This window comes from Micromonospora sp. DT81.3 (assembly GCF_049847225.1).
Classification (GTDB): Bacteria; Actinomycetota; Actinomycetes; order Actinomycetales; family Microbacteriaceae; genus Microbacterium.
Map to the genome: position 1 here is coordinate 61,927 of NZ_JBNCNY010000009.1, position 17,083 is coordinate 79,009.

Below are 17,083 nucleotides of genomic sequence, written 5' to 3' on the forward strand. Positions count from 1 at the left end.
ACAGCGTAAGAATGACAGCCGACGGAGGACCTGTCAACCGGGGCAGCACATGGAAAGCCCGCCGTCGAGGACGTAGACCGAGGAGCGGGCGCGGGTCAGCAGGTTATTGCGCGCGCGGCTCCTGGGAGAGAGGACGGAGCCGATCGAGACCGTCCAGAATGAGATCGAGCCCGAACTCGAACTCGGCCTGCGCGTCGCACCAGCCAAGAGTGGTATCGGGCTGGTCGTGGACGATCTGTGACATCAGCCCGACGAGATTCGGTAGCTGCACCGCCATGCCCGAGAGCGCCTCCGCGGACGGGGTTTCCCGCGCTCCGGCACCCGGGTCGAACAGCTCCTGTGTGAACCCCAGGGATCGGCTGCCGAGCGCGTGCAGTGCCCGGTGCACAAGATCGTAGGAAAAGCCGCCGGCGCGCAACAGACCGACGAGGCGGTCGTGGTAGTGCAGGACTGCCGGGCCGGTGGTGGTGCGAGTCTCAAGGACTTCAGGAACCCAGGGATGGCGGAGGACTACCTTCCGCGCGGCCAGAATCCGTCGACGAGTGGCTGATTTCCATTGCCAGGGCTCGGCGGGTGCTTCCAGCCGATCGACCACGTCGTTGATTTCGGCAGCGACGACTTCGGCTATGCCGTCTAGGACGTCTTCCTTGTTGCTTACGTGGTAGTACAACGACATCGCTTCGGAGCCAAGGTCCTCCGCGAGGCGCCGCATCGTCAGCGTCTCGATGCCGCTCTCGTCAGCGACTCGAACAGCCGCACTCAGCACGCGATCCCGACTCAGTCGAACCCGCGACTCTCCAACGTGACCAGCACTCCTCGGCAACTCTTTCACCAATCCGATCGAGGAATCGTACACAGTAAGGCTACACGCGGACAAGCTCGGCGCTGTCAAGGCTGCACCCTCTTCTGGGTCGGTCGGGACCCAACGCCTGAACCCCCTAGGGCGACGCTGTGGAAGCAACCCCGATAGGGCCCAAGAACATGAAGCCCAACTCACCCCGGGCCGAACACCGTCGCCTCGGCGCCGACCGATTCAGTCCTCTCGCGACCGTCCCCGTAAACGCTCCCTGGCGTGGCGCTCCACGAGCACGGGCACATGATTCTTGATCGGATGATCGTAGAAGGCGTCGTGCGCCTCCAGGATGACGGCCTCCACTTCCGGCGGCGGAACGTTGGGGAACTGCTTCTCGAGCCGCGCAATGATGGCGGCGATTTCCTTGTCCTGATGGGGAGAGTCCATGGTCCCGTCGTCCTTCCGGGAACTTGAGGTAGCGGATGTTTGGGACGCCGGGAGGTTCCGTCCGACCGTTGTTGCCCTGGAAACGGGACGCCAGCGCGTTGGTGGCTCGCCGCTGGGCTTTGCAAACGTATCTGCCAGGCGCAGCGTGCAATCCGAGATGCGGACTTTATCACCCGTTGCGGTCACAATGCGAGGCTCAATAGACTCTCAGCCCGGGTCCTCGCGACGTATCGACATGGGCCCCGAGCGATCCCAGCACAACGCCCCGACGCGATCAAATGCACGCAGCTGGCAGCTCCGCCGCTCGGCTATCTCGCAAATGTTCCTTTGCATACGCGAGCCCGGGCATCAGTACCGCTTCAGGGTGGTCCCTACAGGACTTCACCGGCACCGTCTGCCGTAGTCCGGTCAGCGATAGCCGGCGAATCCGAACTCCTTAACAGTCGACCCCATAGCGATCCCCAGCTTTCTTCGGATCGTGTCGATGCCAGCAGCATCTCAGGCGAGCACGCTGTAAAAGATGACGTAGGTCATCGCGAGGTTGAACGCGGCATGCGCGACGATCGCGCCGAGGATCGAGCCGGTGAGCACGCGAAACACGTAGAAGACGAGCGAGCTGAGGAACATCGCGACTACCCAGAGCAGCGCCGGCAGCGGAAGGAATGTCCATACACCGGCGATGTACACGATGCCGAAGTGGGCGAGGTGGGTGGCCGCGAAGGCGCCCGCGTCCACGAGCGCCGCGCCGCGATTGCCGAGCCGCGACGCGAGACTTTCGTGCGCGAGGCCGCGGTAGAGCAGTTCTTCGCCGATCGGGCTGAAAAGCATCGCAATCACCGCGTAGATAAGGAAGTAGGTCAGCCGGTCAGCGTCGGAGGGCGAGTCGGGCACGTTCGTATACGTGCCGGCGATGTAGGCGAACGGGTTCGCGACGGTTCGACCCCAGAACGCCGTCGCCGCCGCGTAGACCGCCAGCATCGTGATCCCGCCGGCGAGGGCGGCGGGGAGGATCCAGCGCCATCGGGACGGACGGACGATGCCGATCTTTCGGCGTCCCTCGCGGGTGAGCACCACCCAGGGCAGTACGGCCATCGCGACGAAGACGAAGCTGACGAGCTGATAGCTCCCGGTCAGGTTCGCCTGCAGCACGAGCGCCACCCGGACGATGCCGAAGACGACGAGAAGCAGGATGCCGGTGCGTACGTCGAACGCAAGGAAGCGACGGAACGGGGCCCGGATCGTGGGAAGCACCTGGCGAGCCTAGGGTGCCCGTGTGTCGGGGGCGGGCGAGCGGTCGAGTTTCCGGCCGACGGATTCGCTCTTCTCCAGCGCGCGGCGGGTTGCCCCGTACGCGACGGCTCGAGCGATGAGCTCCTTGTGGCGATAGTGCCGGGCGATGATCGCATACGCAGTGATCCCGGCGATCAGGGCGACGGAGAGCACCAGACGGAAGACCATCGGGTACCTACTCGACTTCGTTAAGGACACGCAGCACGGCGTCCGCGGCGATCTGCGGCTGGTCAAGATGAACATAGTGGCCGGCGCCCTGCACTTCGGACACGACTCCGGCGGGAGCCAGTCGGGCGTAGTCGGCTTGGCCCTCGATCCAGGCGTCCTCGACCTCGGCGTCCCACATCTGCTGGTCACGATAGACGGCAGGGTCGTGCCGGAGAATCTCGAACGGGATATCGGGCCAGGCCGTGATCCGGTCGACCTCACGTGAGCTCACTGCCCCGTCCCAGGCGGGTGCGAACTGGCTGAAGTGGTATCGCCAGGCGAAGGATGAGACGGTCGGATCGAACAGCACCACTCCTGCGACGGCGTCCGGGTGCTGGCCGACGAACAGGCGTACGGTCAGGCCCGCGATGCTGTGCCCGACGAGGACGACTGGCTCGTCGATTCCGGCGGCAGTGAGGGTGGCGTTCAGGGATGCCGCCGCTACACCGGCTGTCATCGGGGCGGGGGTGCCGGTTGATCCGCCGACACCGGGGTAGTCCCAGGCGCAGGTTCTGACGTCGAGTCCGAGGGTGTCTCTGAACGGCTGCCAGACGGCGGAGTCATCGCCCATGCCAGCCATCAGCACGACAGTGGTGCTCCCCTCGCCCTGACAGTCCAGGTGCGCCTGGCCTCCCTTCACCTGGTAGTTGCTGCCGGTCGCACATCCGGAGAGTGCGAGCATCGCGGCGAGGGCCGGGATGACGATCAGCCGGTTCATTTGCTTACCCGTCTGGTGCTCGCGCCCAGGACGACAGCCGCAACGGCGAGGACGGCGGCCACGAGGACGGTGGCCGCTTCTTCCGGCATGACCGCTACGTACACCTGTCGTTCCGGCCAGATAAGAAATGCGATCAGCCCGCCGATGGCGAGGGCAGTGAATATGCCGCGGACAGCAAACTGCCGGGAGGTGGTCTGTCCTGTCTGCCAGAGCCAGCGGCGGTTGCCGCGCCGCGCCTGGACGGCGGTGACGATGATGACAACCAGGACGCCGATGAAGACGACCGCCGCACCGCCGAGCAGAAGTGTGCGCCCCTGGTCGAGGGCGCCGTCGGCGATTTGCGTGGTGAAGGTTTCTGATACACCCAGCCACTGGGTCCAGGCTCGGAGCGTCAGGCCGGTGCTTTCCGTGTCGCTGTTGGTCAGAACTACGATGCCTTCTCCCAGTTCGGGAATCATGACCATGTTCGCGATCCAGCCCTCCGTGTGGCCGTTGTTTCCCGTCCCGGCCAGCCCACCGTCGAGGTGCTCGGGCAGGTGGCCGAAACTGACGACGTTGCCGTCGGGCATGTCTCGTTCGGCCATCATGGTGCGAACTGATTCGCTGGTCAGTACCCCCCGCCCGGCGACCCGACCATCGGAGCTGGACATGCTGGCGGCCAGGAGGAGGGCGAGGTCGCTGGCTGTCGAGTAGAGGCCACCAGCTGCCTGCTCCGTCAATCGGTAGTGCGGCAGAGGATTGCCGTTGGGGTAGTACCCCGTGGCCTGGACAGACACCCGGTCAGGGTCAAAGGTGCTGTCCGTCATCCCGAGCGGGTCAAGGATGACTTCCTGCATGTAGTCGGAGAACCGGTGCCCGGTCACCTCTTCATCATCAGCTGCAGCAGGGTGTAGCCGGCGTTGGAATAGTTGAACTGCTGGCCGGGCTCCAGGTCGATTCGGAGGCTCTGCCCTCCGCCGTTGTTGCCGTCGAGATGGTCCTCGAGAGACGGCAGCGGCTGGTCACCGGGCAGTGGGTAGCCATCGACCCGGTTGAGGCCGGCGGTGTGGCTCAGCACTCGGGAGACGGTCACGTCGCTCGAATCGTACGCAGACGGCGGAAACGCCCACCTCGTGAGATACGACTCGACCGGGGCATCCAGTGAAATCTGCCCCGTCTCGACCAGGTGCATCACCCCCCACGCCGTCAAGGTCTTGGAGATGGAACCCACCTGGAACACGGTGTCGGTGCTCACTTCAGTCCCCTCACGCACGGAGGCGAGCCCATAGCCGGTCGACCAGACGGTCTCACCGTCGCGCACAACCGCAACGGCCGCTCCGGGCACGTTCAAGGCAGCCATGATCAGCGGTTCGTCATGATCCAACCGATCAGTCAACGCAACAAGCTCTGGGCGCGCCCCTGATTGAGCTGCGAGCGGCATGAAACCAGCGAGAGCAACTATCGACAGTGTGCCGAGGGCGACCACCGCCCCGAGCCGTATGACGGTGGAAGTCTTGGAAGGCATGAGGGTCTCTTTTCGGCTGGAGGGCTTAACCTCAAGGTAGGGTTCGACCTCCGCGCCCCCTAGGACACGTCGTTGACGATCTCGGCCACCCGCGCCCCAGCAGCTCCGACAAGGGAGCACCGTGACCGAGCCACACATCGTCATCGTCGCTTTCCCGTCCGGCCAAATTCTCGACGTCAGCGGCCCGATGGAGGTCTTCTCCACCGCGTCTCGCTTTCTCCCGATCCCCCCGTACCGGACACAGGTGGTCAGCGCCGAGGGCGGAGCAGTGCTCTCCACCAGCGGCATGCAGTTCCTGACCACAGCTATCGCCGCTGTCGCCGGCCCGATCGACACCCTCGTGGTCGCCGGGGGTCGCGACATTCACGAGGCCAGCGGAGACGAGCACCTGGTGCGGCACATCCGCCGCCTCGCAGCCAACTCGCGCAGAGTCACCTCAGTCTGTTCCGGGGCGTTCCTCCTCGCCGCCGCCGGGCTCCTCGATGGCAGGCGCGCCACGACGCATTGGGCCGACTGCGCGTTGCTGGCCAGCGACTACCCGCTTGTCGCCGTTGAGCCCGACGCCATCTACGTTCACGACGAAGACGTGTGGACCTCGGCCGGGGTGACGGCGGGCATCGATCTCGCGCTCGCCCTGGTGGCAGACGACCACGGCGCTCGAGCTGCCGGGGAGGTCGCGCGCCAACTCGTCGTCTATCTCCGCCGGTCGGGAGGGCAGGCGCAATTCTCGGCGGTGCTTGCCGCGCAATCTAGCGATCATGAGCCGGTACGCGACGTGCTCACCTGGCTCACCGACAACCTGACTGCAGACTTATCGATCCCCGCCCTCGCGGTGCGCGCCAACCTCTCCGACCGCCAGTTCAGCCGGGTGTTCAAAGCCGAGGTGGGCATCACCCCGGCCGAGCATGTCGAAGCGGTACGCATGGAGGCCGCGTGCCGGCTCCTGGAGACGACCTCGAAATCCATGGAGCAGATCGCCACCGTCTGCGGATTCGGTGTACCCGAAACGATGAATCGGACATTCAGAAGACGACTCAACACCACCCCCGGTCAGCACCGCCACCACTTCGGTGCGGCCTAGATTGGCCACGGAACGCGCCGCATCAGCCGCCGATCTGAGTGGTCTGCATCCACCCGAACGAGGGCACACGCGGGGGCTCCGGCTTGCGCGGTGCACGGCCAAGCCGGATCCGGATTTCGCCCGACGCATCCCGCGCCAGGCGGGTGATGATCGACGCGGACACCTGCCATCCGTCGTCAACCTTGCGTGCGGTGTGGCAGACCCGTGCGCTCTCGGGTTGACTCCTGCCTCTTCCAGACCCGAATCAGCAAGATGCCGAATCCGATATAGAACGGGAAGGTCACTATCTCCATCCACCACGGTGCGGCACCCGGGGAGCGGAGCATGAAGAAGTCGTCGGCGGCATGCACGAGCACGAGCGGCCAGATTGTAGTGAGGTGGAAGCGCACTGCGGCGAGGCAGAAACCGAAGATTGCGGTCGAGAGAACCTGCCATGCAACGTCGTCGATCGGTCGGTTGAACCACAGCCCGCTGAGCGCGTGGCCCAGGCCGAACAAGATTCCGACCAGGATGGCGGTCCGGTACGGCCCGATTGGTCGAAGGATGCCCTGGATGAGGCCACGGCTGAGTGTCTCCTCGCTCGCCCCAACGAACACGCACAGGACCGCGGTGCTTACGAACTGTGCCGGGGTGCCCTCCAGTCGCGGGAATCCGTAGGACACCGAAATGACCAGCAGCGGAGCGACGAGCCACCATGCCCGCTCCGGCCGCGGCCGGCCGATGCCCGATTCCCGCGCGAATCGCCAGACCAAGATGAGCCAGACCGTGAGCGCGAACAGTATCGCGTTGATGATGGAGGCCCCGAGCTCTGGGAACCAGTCGAACGACAGCGGCGGCAACACCGCTGCGATGAGAAACAGCACCGCGTGCCATGCGACGGTGAGAATAATCGCGGTCGTGACGGGATGCTCGACCACGAACTTGGGCAGCTGATTCCGCGTCATCATTTGAGAACCGTATCGGCCTGCCCGCGACATAGCGCTGAAGTCCGCACCGAGCGCCCAAGCGCACCCCGGGGCGCGTGTCTCGCAAACCTTCGATTGCGTACGCCCAGCGCGGTGTTGGTGTCGCGAATGCTCCACTCAATGTGGGTTCACTTTGCAGGCAAGAAGACGCGAGACCAAAGCAGTAACGCCGCAGGCACAAGCCCACCGATGACTCCAGCTAGAACACCCAGAACGAACACGTTGCGGTCGCGGCTACGCTCCTCGCGGAGGTCGATAACCGTGCCGGACGGGGCTTGGTTCGCCGAGCTCACCCAGGTAAGCGGCGCCCGCGAAAGTGGCTCGGGCTGAACACCCTCGACGACTTCGGTCGATTCCAGCGTGTCGTACGTCATGACGGATGTCAGTTGAACAGGAACGAATACGCGCGCTCCAGATGCAAGGTCGAACGACGTGGCCTCTCGAAACTCGAGCGGTATGAACCTCGTCCCGACCTCCGGTAGCTGGAAAATTCTCTGCTCGGCGGTTTCTACGACCGTCTCGCCTTCACCCTCAAGCGTGACACGGGCGGACTGCGGACCGTCTTTGAAGGCTGGCGACGTAACGCCAGTGATCACATAGACGGGAACAGTGTCCTTTCCTGGTGGGGCCATTCCGGAAGGATCCGCGAGCAAACCTTGGCACTCGATGTCGATTCCGTGGACCGAACCCCGGAAGCAGCCTGCTTCGAGTTCTCGCGGGATACCGGCCGGGTAGAGGGTCTGTGGGTAGGCGGAGCCGGACAAGACCAGCGTGAAGCGGACTTGCTGCGCAGCTTCTCCTCGCACGACCAAGCTCACGTCGATGTTGTCCGACGCGACGTCGAGCGATTCAGAGTTGTAAGGGTTCGAGTTGACAGCCACCTCAAGCGCGGCGTCTACGCCGGGCGTATCGAAGTACACGTTGATAGCGCCAATGTCGGGACGCTCAGTGAGCGGTGGCTCCGACCGCTCGTACTCCGTCCACAAGAAGTATCCAGCCGCCGCTAGTCCCGCGGTGAGCAATAGCGCGGCAAGAACACTGAAAAGAGCGCGGCTCGCCGTTCGAGGTGCCCTGGTTGGTTCGGTTTTGACCGGCTCGTGATCGGCGCCGACCGGCTCAGAGACGAGAGCGATGAAGCCGATGAGCATTACGCCGAGCAGAAGTTTCGTCGCTCGGCCCACGAACCCCACAATTGCACTCTACGCAGTCGCGTGGACCGGAGGCTGACACCCGCATCATGCTCCTGCGGAAGCGATCCAACGCCCGTCCACTTCGAGTCGCCTTCCAGGGCAATAGCGCAACGGCTGTTGCGCCATTGGTTAGGGGCTCCCGAGCGCCCGTGAGAGGTCGGCCTCTGAGGGAAGCACTGCCCGTTCGGCTGCGGGGAGGAGGTCGTAGCTGGCTATTGCGATGGGCTGGCTGCTGCTTGCGAGGGCGTACCGCACCACCCGGTCATTCTTATCTGTGCACAGCAGGAGGCCGACGGTCGCCCCGTGCGCGGGTCGACGGAGCCGGTCCTCGACAAGTTCCACGTAGAAGCCGAGCTGGCCCGCGTACTCGGGCTTGAACTTGCCGACCTTCAGCTCCACGACGACGTAGCGGAGCTGTTCGATGTGGAAGAACAGCAGGTCGACGAAGAACTCGTCGCCGTCGACGTCGAACGGGACCTGCCGGCCGACGAAGCTGAATCCGCTGCCCAACTCTCCGAGGGTTTCGATGATGCGTTCTACCAGCGCCTGCTCGAGTTCCCGCTCCGCATGGCCCGGCTCGATGCGGAGGAAGTCGAAGACGTAAGGGTCCTTCGTGATCTGCTGCGCGAGATCGGACGCCCCCGGCTCCAGAATGCGATCGAAGTTCGTCGGCGCGCCACCGAACCGCAGGTGCGCCCTCGTCTTGATGTGGTGCTCGAGCGTGGCACGGGTCCATCCGTGCGTCACGGTTTGGCCGGCGTACCAATCCCGCAGTTCCGGGTCGGCGAGCTTGTCCAGGAGCACGGTGATGTGCCCCCACGGCAATTGCGCAACAGGCTGTTGCGCGATCTCGGAAGGTCCTGGCCAGGCGCGGGCGAACGAGCGCATGTAGGTCAGGTTGCGGGGCGAGAATCCACGGGAGTCGGGGAACTCGGCGCCCAGGTCCGCGGAGAGCCGCTGGATGATCTTGGCACCCCACTGGGCATCGTCGGTGCGCTCCGCGAGCACCTGACCGATGTGCCAGTTCAGCTCGATCAACTCGGTATTGACCTGCCGTTGGGCGCGGTATCGCGACTCACGAACACGCTCCGTGAGCCCGATGAGGACGCTCGCGTAATCGCCCGGAAGCGCCAGCTCGGTCACGAGCCCGTTCCTCTCCGCTGAGGCTGCACTGGCACGGCTAAGCCTTGGCTCGGCGTCATGATCGACGTGGCACTTCAAACCACCGGACCACTCCGTTTGCGGAGTGAGCCGTCCCAAGAGCTGCGGATGCTTCGCCCAGTGCTGCGGCCGCGCGTGCCAACGCAGCAGCGGCGGTGACGGTTTCTGTGGCCCCATCGCCGCGGTCGTCTTCGCCCTGGTAGTGAACACCGTCGACCACGTGCACATGCCAGCTGCTGAGCTGCCGGCACACTTGCTCGAGATGGCCGACGGAAGCCGCGAGATCTCCGAGGATGTCGTACGAGTCAGACGGCACGGGCACCGTCCGCGTCGAGTGCGCCATCGTCCGCGTCAACTCGGACAGTTCGGTCGCGATCTGGGCCTGGCGGTGTTCTTCGTTGATTGCCATCTTCGGGTCCGCGTTCACTTCTCAAGCACGGGCACGTGGACGGTGCCGTAGGTGATGGGGTTCTGCGATGTGTTGTGCAATGGGTCAGGGCGACCCACGAGGGGATGGTCCTCGATCACATCTCCTTCGATGATGAGGCGATCGCCAAGCTTGCTGACGCCGTGGATTTCTCCGACCGCCCTGATGATGCCCGCGTGGGCAATGAGAGCCAGCTCGCAGCTGAGCACCTTGTCCGCCTTCAGCTTCCAGGCCTCCCGGCCGCGATCCCACACCGTTCTCTGGTCGAGACCTTCGCGCCAGCCGATCCTCGATCGGGGGTCGTTGTCCCGGCGAGCTGGCTGCTCGGCGGCGATCTTGATTCGGACCACAGGGATGTCCTTGGGAATGCTCACACGCCGACCCTAGGCGGTACTTAGTTAGTAGTCAACTAGTCAATTAGTTGGACGTCAGTCTCAGCGTCGCGACGGGGTGGCAGCGCTCGTAACTCACGGGCGCACGGAGCTCAAGCGTGCGCCTGGTGCAGATGCCAGGAGTCCGGCACGGAAGACATCGAAGATGTACGACTCTGGACTGCGGAACAGAAGGTTGGGTGTTAGACCCATAACCCACTTATTAAGAGTCAGTCGAGCGGCGCCCAATCGACGCCCGCCCAACGTTTGGCCGCGCCCCCGATTACCCCGCCGACCGGGCAGATTCCGGGCCCGGCATCCCGGCACTACCCCATCTGCGACCCAGGAACGTGAGGTGGAATCTAGCTAGTAGCTAGCACTCAGTTAGTGATAGGCGCGCGTACCCACTACCCCACCCGATCCGGAGATCGGGCCTCTCGGCCCCAACGGACAGCTGTCAGCTCCCCAGATCCGCCTATCACTGCAGAGGCGGTAGGCAAGTCCGTTAGGTTCGGGCCATGGGCAAAGAGGCGCTTCCCGGTGGAAACACGCCGGAGCAGAGATGGATGAGCTTCGTCCCAGACGGCGGCTCGGAGCAGCGCATCGAGTTCGCCCATCGCGGCACAGTGCGTTTCGCGGTTGGTGCCCCGGACGCTCATGGGCTGGTCTGGCGGGTGTGGGCCAATGCGTTGAAGCGCGACCTCTACCTGACGGTCCGTAACGACGTCGTCAGCAAGTGGTCGTTTCATGCCAGTGGCGACTGGCGGCTGGCGCACCTTGAAGGGATCGTGAAACAGACGGGGGCTGAACGGATCGTCGATCAGTGGCAGCGGCCCGAACCGGACGAGCACGGCATCACCCACGCTCTAACGATCCATACCGACGATCTGATCGGGGCGTCGCCTGGAGGCGTTCCACGGCCGGATGAGGTCGTGTGGCTCTCCGCTTCGGCCCCGGGTTACAGCGTGAAGGTTGACATCGTGATGGTCGAGCTAGAGCACCCGGTTGGAGTCCGCGCAGACGAGAGCATCCTCGGTGCAATCCCCCTCTCGGACGACACGATCGTGCTTATCATCGCGGGGGTGAAGCCGATAAGCGCTGACCTCCGGGCGCTCCACAACGCGCATCGCGAGGCGGCATATCGGACGTGGGCGCTAAAGTCCCGCTCGGATTCGCGACTCCTGTTTACCGGGCAGTACGAGGCGGGTCTTCGATGGGTGTGGGACGTCGCCATGTTCCCCGATCTGGTCGTCGGTGGCTCCGCGTAGAATCAACACCTCGGCCGGAGGAAGGAACCCGACCGGATGGGAACGACGCTCGTCACCGACGAGAAGCTGCCGGTCGTCCTCGACAACGTGGCACCGTGCACGCTGCCCAAAGACGCCTATGACCCCGAACCGCTCCAGTGGCTGAACACACGCGCCGCGGTGTGGGCCTGGATCTCGTGGCCGCACAAGGCCGCTGAGCGGCTGCCCGCGTGGGTGACCGGGATGAATGATCGCGTGTGCATCGTCGCGTGGGACACCGACCGAGGCGAGCGAAACACGATCGTCTGGCGGAACGCCGTTACCCGCCGGGACGCCTCGGCCTCTTGATCGTCTCGTGCCATCCGACCGGCTTGACGGCCCGAACGGGCAGATGCCACCGCCCGACATCGGTCTATCACCCCCCGTGTGGTAGCACGTCCGCTACCTTCGGGCTATGAGCACCGGCGCCCGTGGTTACCGACCCGCAGTTCGGCACGTGCGGTGAGGCGAACGATGCAAGCTACGGCCCTTACTCCTCCGGCGTTGACCCGGAGTATGCCTGGTATCAGGACCGCGTCGGCGACGGTGTGGTCTGGGAGAAGTGACCTCAGTGCGGCGGAACGCGAAGGAGAGTCATGCACGAACTGAGCACCGGTGACGACCTCCCGCTCGACGCCGCAGCCTCTCTCTTCGACGCGTGGGTCGTCCGGCTCGCCTCAGAAGAACTCCGCTTCACGCAGTATGGTGCAGCTCCTCTGCTTGGGGGTCAGCGATATACCTACGGCGATGCCGGCGGAGCGCACTTCGTTGTCGTCCGGAGCGGGATCTCCGTCGAGCTCGAAAGCACGAGCCAGGTCGCCGGGGACATTGCCGAACGCATCATCTTGGACGCGATTGCGAAGGTCGCCGCTCGCGACCTCGGCTCTACCGTCGTCTACGTGACCGAGCTAACGGTTCGAGCGCTTGACCTCGCCGACCCTCCGCAGTTCCTGCGATTCTTCGAGCGCCAGATACACATCGAGGGAGCGCGCCGACTCGGTCGTGGCGTCCTCCTGGACTTCCCGAAGGGGCTGCTCCGAGGGGCCTTGCCAGGCGGCTTCCAACCTGCACCCGTCAGTGTTGTGACGATGACGATTTTCGCCGACGGCCCAATCGAGAGCGATTTCACGGCGAGGTTCGCCGCGGCCGTGACCGAGACAGCGGCAGCAGTGTGCGCCGTAGCAACGGGCCGCGCAGTCGAGTTCCATGCGCCCCTATTCGGTGAAGATGAAGACGAGGCGCGAACGGCTCTGAGGCGTCGGGATGATGTGTCGATACTGAACCTTGCGCGGAATGGGTTGACTCTGGACATCTTCGGTTACCTGCTCAGCGTCGGCGGCGCGGACGCCCTGCTTCGCGCGCGTGGTTCCGTTCTCGCTTACCACGCGGCTCTTTCTCAGCGGACCCCGGACGTCGCCGTCATGCTCTTGGTGAGTAGCATCGAGGCGCTCATCGCGCCACGCCCTCCTTGGGGACGGGACAAGGTCACGAAGAGATTCACCTCATCGCTCGCGGAGCTCTGCCCCGACGCAGTCGATGCAGTCCTCGTTCATGAATACACACCGGGCGCATTCGACTTCGTTCCCAAGGGCGGAGTGCCACGCCAGCGGCGGGAGCTCTTGGAGGCGGTCTATGACGCCAGATCCCATCCGACGCACAATGGTCCAGGACTCTCCCCCCTGGCGATGGCGGATTGGGCGAGCGCCCCAACGATGCGGGTTGTACTTCTCTCCAACCTTGCCCGCGCGGCTCTGCTGGCATTCATTCAGGCCCCGAGGTGTTCACTCATCGGACATCCCGAGATCGATCCTCCTGGATCCGCAACGCCGGCGAGACTTTGAGGGGTAAGCAGTCCGGCGTTGTGGGGTTGACTGGGATGGAGACGCATCTGCGGCCAAGACGCCAGTGGTCGTTCACGCGCACGTGGGCGTACTCTCCAGGCATGCCAGCCGACAAGCCAATGACAAGAGCCCGAGGCCGGAACGGCCCCGCGATGCAGCGGGTGCACGACGCCTGGGCGATGCGAATTCGGGGCGCCGGTGGGATGAGATTGCCCTCGCCCTGGGCTGCGCGAACGCTCCCAATGCCGTCCGAGCGGTCCGGAACTACGTCAGGATCCGCGTCGAGACCAAAACCTGATTCGCAGGTGCTCCCCTCCTTCGATGTCGCTCCACCAGCCGGCACGGGGTGGGTCGTTTGAGTCGATCCCACAGTGTCCGGCGCGTCGCCCACTCCCCCACGGGTACCGAGGTCGATCTGCAAGTCGTCAGTCGAAAAAGTCAGCGTCTACTTCCACCGCCGTATAGGTGCGGCGCCTCTGCACGCCGACGTAGTACTTGATCATGAGCCCGACGAGCCGCGCCCCATCAATCAAGACGACTCGAGACTGCACGGTTCGTCAGGCGAGAAGCGGTCTTCCGGTGAGCCAGGTGGTGAAGCGGTCGACCTCGGCGTCGGCCTCGTCGACCTGATCAAACTGGCCGAGCAGAAGTGTGTGAGTATCGCCGTTCTGCACGGTCACCCCGACGGCTGCGTAGATGCCCCCGTGGCAGTCGGCGGAGAAGAACGATTGATACGTGGTGTCGACGGTCCGGTCGGTGACGGTGCTGATGGTGTCGAGGTTGACGATGATCGTCTCGGTGGCGCGAGGGATGCCCCATCGGTCGCGCTGGTCGGAGATGACAAGTTGCTCAAATCTGGCCATGCGGCGATCCTGCTCTCGGTCGCCGGCGTTTGTTCAGCCTCGGCACAGTTGTGGAGAACTCCCCCGAAAGTCGCGCTTGTGGAGGGGGGTAAGGGGGATTCCTCCCCCTCACGGCGGGCAGCGCCCGTCACCGCGGGGTGGGCTGATGCGGGGCGGGGCGGTGCCGTTTTGGATCGCCTCGAGCGCCGCCTGGGCGATTTCGTAGGCCCGGCCCAGCGTCATTCCGCCGACTGGCTGGATGCGCCTACCGGTGTAGCGGTGGTCCCGGTCTTTCTGCTCCTTCGCGATCGCGCGGATGGTCGCGGGGTGCTTCGTGGTAATCGCCCGGTACTCCGCGGTCGTGATCGGGTCAATCGGCGCGGTCGCCCAATGGTGCAGGATGGCCACCGCGGCGGCTTCGATACGCCGCGCGCTGACCCGGTCGCGCCATCCCTGTCGGCCTGCCTCCTCACTGGCGTAGAGGTTCTCGCCGTCAACGCGACCAAAAAACCTGCGGGCGGCTCGCTCGTGTCCCTGCCAGTAGTCGGCTCGTTTGCTGCGGCCGTTGAAGCGCGGGGCGGGGAGCATCGACCGGGCCGCGTCGTCGATCAAAGGTGAAGCCATGGCGCGGGCGAACGCGGCCCGCTGGTCCTCCTGCGACCGCCTGCGTCGCTGAATTACAAGCGCGTTGTACTTGTACCCGGTAGCCTCCCGCGTGACCTGGAGAAGTTCAGGAGAGTAGCGCTCCTTCTTCAGCGCCTGAATCTCCGTCCTCGACCGGTGCCGCGTGAAAAACTCGGTGGCTTGCTGCTCGGCTGTAATGCTCTCGGTCATCGCCCTCTCCCCTTCACCGTTTTCCCGGCGTCGGGCCGGACACGCAGTGCCGGTGTCAGCGGAGGCGGCGCATTGCCCGCAGGGAGCGGTTGATAAGCGCAGCCCGGAGCGCAGCGGAGGGCGGAGTCTGCAAAGAGCGACCGGAGGGAACGGAGCCGTGGGAGCTGACGTAGGCTCGAAGTTTCCGGCTCGACCCTTGGAAAGAAGAGACAGTGCCGCGCAGCGGCGCGTCCAGCGGCCGATGGCCGGCTACCTCCCTGAACAGCCGCGCTGAGGCATGCCGGGTGACCGGGAGGGGGATCTCATGGATGCTGCCGCGGAGCCCGATCCGCCATCGTTTGACCGATACTCTCGCGAGCACGGCACCCAGCCGAAGAGCAGCCGGCAGCGTTCGACGCCTACCTCCACCTGCTCAGCGGTGGCCGCTGCGACAGCGAGATGAGGCGCGTTGATGACGCGGACTAGGCCGCTGCCGACAGGTCGGCGGGACTTTCAGGCGTGGAGGATAGCTCCATGACGAGTGACGCTCCCGTTCTGCTGACAGAGCAGGACTACTTGGCGTCCGCTTTGCGGCTACTGATTGACGCTGCGTGGGTGCGAGACGGGACCCGCATCGGCTTCGCGGAGGTGAGCCGGCACCTGCACGACGTCAAGCTTTCGCGATCGCGTTGGAACTACATCATGAACGGGCAACGCCTGGTTACCGACCCATCGGTCCGGCAGGCCCTCGCCGACTACTTCGGTGTGCAACCGCATCACCTGACCCGTGAGGGTCGGGCGGAGCTTCTCGGTCCCCTCCAAACCGATCTCCCGGCGATCCTCCGGCACCGGCTTGAGAAGGTTCGGGCGTTCGCTGAACGGCAAGCGGCCGGCGTGGACTCCCCCGCCATCGACTACGCGATCGCGTACCTCGACTCGCTCCTGGGGGACGAAGGCAGCGGAATCGAAGACCTGCTCAATGTGGTTACCCATGCAGCCGGAAGCGGCTGAACGCGTCCCGCAAACTCAGGGGATTCCCGGCGAGAGTCGAGCCGGTGCGCTGGTGGGCTTGATGCGGGGCTTCGGGACGGATCGACAGCTCGTTCGAACACCGCCCGTACCCGGATGTCATCGCCATGACAGGAGCGGAACTCGACGCCATCGACAACCGGCTGCCCTGCATCGCTGTGGCGGTCGTGAAGCGATGGCGATTCCTTGGGTAAGGGCTCGATCCGTGGCGTCCTTCAGGAGCACGACGTCGTCATCGCTGGCGGCCAGTCCGTGCCGCTCGAACGTCTGATGCGCGAGCAGGGCGGCGACATTGCGGAGGTGATGAAGCAGCCCTGAACGGCCCAGGAGCGACGGGGCTCGTTGAGGATCAGTGGATCAGACCGGGACACTTCTGTTGTAACGGTTTCCTCGCGTGGGCGGGCGGACGAGGACGTCGTGCGGAGTGCTGATCCGTGTCACCGACACCACCTCGATGCCGAAGTCCCGAAGCATCTCCAGTGCTCCGTGCAGACGTGCCCCATCAGGAACCCAACCGACCAGGCGGGTGACCCCTCGGGAGGTGGTGTCGACGGTGAACCCCTCGAACACGGCGACGAACGCCTCGCTCAACGTGCCCGTGATGACGACCTCAAAAGTCCCCGCACTCATGGTGGCCTTCCCGCGCCCGCATCATCGCGGTCGGGTGTTCAGCTTCCGCCCCGGACACCACGCTGTCAAGGAAGGAACACCAACGGTGGCGACGGCAGTGCTGCGGGCGGGTCGACCGAACGGGGGGCCGAAGAGTGCCATCGGCTCGTAACGAAACGGTCGCGTACCTGGCATTTTGGAGCGGTACTGTTCCGGGTAGACCCGCCGCCGCGTCGGTGCCTGTCCCTTTGGACTGCATACCCGCGCGATCTGATCGCCGGGTCGGCAAGGGTTCAGGTTCCTCCCGGGAACGCCAATCCCCAGAGGAGGCCGTTCTCGGGAGGAACCACCCTCGGTACGTTACCGACGCACCGACGGGAACGCTCCTTCCCCGGATGAGAGTCCGCTCACGACTACCACGAGCCAGAGCGCTAGTCGATCCCCCCGACAAGACCCCGGCGGCAGGCATAGATTCAACGCACTTCGGGCCTTCCGCTCATGCGTGATCG

General features: G+C 64.8%; 22 protein-coding genes. 7 read left to right on the top strand and 15 right to left on the bottom strand.

Annotation, left to right across the window (positions count from 1 at the left end):
• Positions 1-103: 103 nt before the first annotated feature.
• The 7 genes from ACPW96_RS18095 to ACPW96_RS18125 form a co-directional block, all read right to left on the bottom strand.
• The gene (locus ACPW96_RS18095; protein ID WP_425884695.1) at positions 104-856 is read right to left on the bottom strand and encodes a TetR/AcrR family transcriptional regulator C-terminal domain-containing protein; all 753 of its coding nucleotides are present in this window, start codon (positions 854-856) and stop codon (positions 104-106) included.
• Positions 857-1,033: 177 nt separating this feature from the next.
• Positions 1,034-1,240 carry a three-helix bundle dimerization domain-containing protein gene (locus ACPW96_RS18100; protein ID WP_425884696.1) on the bottom strand — a complete coding sequence of 69 codons (207 nt, stop codon included), beginning with the start codon at positions 1,238-1,240 and terminating at the stop codon, positions 1,034-1,036.
• Between the two features lie 498 nt (positions 1,241-1,738).
• On the bottom strand, positions 1,739-2,491 hold the full coding sequence (locus ACPW96_RS18105; RefSeq protein ID WP_425884697.1) for a CPBP family intramembrane glutamic endopeptidase: 753 nt from the start codon (positions 2,489-2,491) through the stop codon (positions 1,739-1,741).
• 9 nt (positions 2,492-2,500) lie between these two features.
• Positions 2,501-2,698: a hypothetical protein gene (locus tag ACPW96_RS18110; RefSeq protein WP_425884698.1), complete on the bottom strand. Its 198-nt coding sequence runs from the start codon at positions 2,696-2,698 to the stop codon at positions 2,501-2,503.
• Between the two features lie 7 nt (positions 2,699-2,705).
• The gene (locus ACPW96_RS18115; protein ID WP_425884699.1) at positions 2,706-3,455 is read right to left on the bottom strand and encodes an alpha/beta fold hydrolase; all 750 of its coding nucleotides are present in this window, start codon (positions 3,453-3,455) and stop codon (positions 2,706-2,708) included.
• Complete coding sequence (locus ACPW96_RS18120; RefSeq protein WP_425884701.1) at positions 3,452-4,318, bottom strand: serine hydrolase; 867 nt, start codon at positions 4,316-4,318, stop codon at positions 3,452-3,454. The genes ACPW96_RS18115 and ACPW96_RS18120 overlap by 4 nt, the downstream gene beginning before the upstream one ends.
• Complete coding sequence (locus tag ACPW96_RS18125) at positions 4,315-4,818, bottom strand: serine hydrolase domain-containing protein (protein WP_425884702.1); 504 nt, start codon at positions 4,816-4,818, stop codon at positions 4,315-4,317. Before ACPW96_RS18125 ends, ACPW96_RS18120 begins: the two co-directional genes overlap by 4 nt.
• A 262-nt stretch (positions 4,819-5,080) precedes the next feature.
• Between ACPW96_RS18125 and ACPW96_RS18130 the strand changes: the two genes are divergently transcribed.
• Entirely contained in the window at positions 5,081-6,040 is a 960-nt protein-coding gene (locus tag ACPW96_RS18130; protein WP_425884704.1) for a GlxA family transcriptional regulator, read from the top strand.
• A 176-nt stretch (positions 6,041-6,216) separates the two neighbouring features.
• Here ACPW96_RS18130 and ACPW96_RS18135 read toward each other — a convergent pair whose 3' ends face one another.
• From ACPW96_RS18135 to ACPW96_RS18155, 5 genes are all read right to left on the bottom strand, one after another.
• Positions 6,217-6,987 (bottom strand): CPBP family intramembrane glutamic endopeptidase, encoded by a 771-nt coding sequence (locus ACPW96_RS18135; RefSeq protein WP_425884706.1) that lies wholly within the window; start codon positions 6,985-6,987, stop codon positions 6,217-6,219.
• Between the two features lie 146 nt (positions 6,988-7,133).
• A complete protein-coding gene (locus ACPW96_RS18140; RefSeq protein ID WP_425884707.1) occupies positions 7,134-8,195 on the bottom strand; it encodes a hypothetical protein in 1,062 nt (353 codons plus the stop codon).
• Positions 8,196-8,324: 129 nt separating this feature from the next.
• Entirely contained in the window at positions 8,325-9,338 is a 1,014-nt protein-coding gene (locus ACPW96_RS18145) for a PDDEXK nuclease domain-containing protein (protein ID WP_425884708.1), read from the bottom strand.
• 55 nt (positions 9,339-9,393) lie between these two features.
• Positions 9,394-9,783 carry a hypothetical protein gene (locus ACPW96_RS18150; protein ID WP_425884710.1) on the bottom strand — a complete coding sequence of 130 codons (390 nt, stop codon included), beginning with the start codon at positions 9,781-9,783 and terminating at the stop codon, positions 9,394-9,396.
• Positions 9,780-10,157 (bottom strand): hypothetical protein, encoded by a 378-nt coding sequence (locus ACPW96_RS18155; RefSeq protein WP_425884712.1) that lies wholly within the window; start codon positions 10,155-10,157, stop codon positions 9,780-9,782. Before ACPW96_RS18155 ends, ACPW96_RS18150 begins: the two co-directional genes overlap by 4 nt.
• Positions 10,158-10,672: 515 nt before the next feature.
• On the opposite strand from ACPW96_RS18155, the gene ACPW96_RS18160 reads away from it, so the two are divergent.
• From ACPW96_RS18160 to ACPW96_RS18175, 4 genes are all read left to right on the top strand, one after another.
• Positions 10,673-11,422, top strand: a complete 750-nt coding sequence (locus ACPW96_RS18160; RefSeq protein WP_425884714.1) for a hypothetical protein — start codon at positions 10,673-10,675, stop codon at positions 11,420-11,422.
• A gap of 36 nt (positions 11,423-11,458) precedes the next feature.
• Positions 11,459-11,749: a hypothetical protein gene (locus ACPW96_RS18165; RefSeq protein WP_425884715.1), complete on the top strand. Its 291-nt coding sequence runs from the start codon at positions 11,459-11,461 to the stop codon at positions 11,747-11,749.
• 122 nt (positions 11,750-11,871) lie between these two features.
• A complete protein-coding gene (locus ACPW96_RS18170; protein WP_425884717.1) occupies positions 11,872-12,006 on the top strand; it encodes an excalibur calcium-binding domain-containing protein in 135 nt (44 codons plus the stop codon).
• 30 nt (positions 12,007-12,036) lie between these two features.
• Positions 12,037-13,281 carry a hypothetical protein gene (locus ACPW96_RS18175; protein ID WP_425884719.1) on the top strand — a complete coding sequence of 415 codons (1,245 nt, stop codon included), beginning with the start codon at positions 12,037-12,039 and terminating at the stop codon, positions 13,279-13,281.
• Between the two features lie 557 nt (positions 13,282-13,838).
• Here ACPW96_RS18175 and ACPW96_RS18180 read toward each other — a convergent pair.
• Both ACPW96_RS18180 and ACPW96_RS18185 read right to left on the bottom strand, forming a co-directional pair.
• A complete protein-coding gene (locus ACPW96_RS18180) occupies positions 13,839-14,144 on the bottom strand; it encodes a hypothetical protein (RefSeq protein WP_425884720.1) in 306 nt (101 codons plus the stop codon).
• A gap of 108 nt (positions 14,145-14,252) precedes the next feature.
• Positions 14,253-14,957: a hypothetical protein gene (locus ACPW96_RS18185; protein WP_425884721.1), complete on the bottom strand. Its 705-nt coding sequence runs from the start codon at positions 14,955-14,957 to the stop codon at positions 14,253-14,255.
• A gap of 513 nt (positions 14,958-15,470) precedes the next feature.
• On the opposite strand from ACPW96_RS18185, the gene ACPW96_RS18190 reads away from it, so the two are divergent.
• Entirely contained in the window at positions 15,471-15,947 is a 477-nt protein-coding gene (locus tag ACPW96_RS18190; RefSeq protein WP_425884723.1) for a hypothetical protein, read from the top strand.
• Between the two features lie 204 nt (positions 15,948-16,151).
• Complete coding sequence (locus ACPW96_RS18195; RefSeq protein WP_425884724.1) at positions 16,152-16,283, top strand: hypothetical protein; 132 nt, start codon at positions 16,152-16,154, stop codon at positions 16,281-16,283.
• Positions 16,284-16,322: 39 nt separating this feature from the next.
• On the opposite strand, the gene ACPW96_RS18200 is transcribed toward ACPW96_RS18195, so the two are convergent.
• Positions 16,323-16,595 (bottom strand): hypothetical protein, encoded by a 273-nt coding sequence (locus ACPW96_RS18200; protein ID WP_425884726.1) that lies wholly within the window; start codon positions 16,593-16,595, stop codon positions 16,323-16,325.
• Positions 16,596-17,083: the final 488 nt, after the last annotated feature.

Excerpts from the sequence above, each read along its gene's own strand:
- ACPW96_RS18110 (WP_425884698.1), bottom strand. The coding sequence starts at position 2,698 with ATGGTCTTCCGTCTGGTGCTCTCCGTCGCCCTGATCGCCGGGATCACT.
- ACPW96_RS18190 (WP_425884723.1), top strand. The coding sequence starts at position 15,471 with ATGACGAGTGACGCTCCCGTTCTGCTGACAGAGCAGGACTACTTGGCG.
- ACPW96_RS18200 (WP_425884726.1), bottom strand. The coding sequence starts at position 16,595 with ATGAGTGCGGGGACTTTTGAGGTCGTCATCACGGGCACGTTGAGCGAG.
- ACPW96_RS18160 (WP_425884714.1), top strand. The coding sequence starts at position 10,673 with ATGGGCAAAGAGGCGCTTCCCGGTGGAAACACGCCGGAGCAGAGATGG.
- ACPW96_RS18175 (WP_425884719.1), top strand. The coding sequence starts at position 12,037 with ATGCACGAACTGAGCACCGGTGACGACCTCCCGCTCGACGCCGCAGCC.
- ACPW96_RS18100 (WP_425884696.1), bottom strand. The coding sequence starts at position 1,240 with ATGGACTCTCCCCATCAGGACAAGGAAATCGCCGCCATCATTGCGCGG.
- ACPW96_RS18135 (WP_425884706.1), bottom strand. The coding sequence starts at position 6,987 with ATGATGACGCGGAATCAGCTGCCCAAGTTCGTGGTCGAGCATCCCGTC.
- ACPW96_RS18185 (WP_425884721.1), bottom strand. The coding sequence starts at position 14,957 with ATGACCGAGAGCATTACAGCCGAGCAGCAAGCCACCGAGTTTTTCACG.
- ACPW96_RS18115 (WP_425884699.1), bottom strand. The coding sequence starts at position 3,455 with ATGAACCGGCTGATCGTCATCCCGGCCCTCGCCGCGATGCTCGCACTC.
- ACPW96_RS18180 (WP_425884720.1), bottom strand. The coding sequence starts at position 14,144 with ATGGCCAGATTTGAGCAACTTGTCATCTCCGACCAGCGCGACCGATGG.
- ACPW96_RS18165 (WP_425884715.1), top strand. The coding sequence starts at position 11,459 with ATGGGAACGACGCTCGTCACCGACGAGAAGCTGCCGGTCGTCCTCGAC.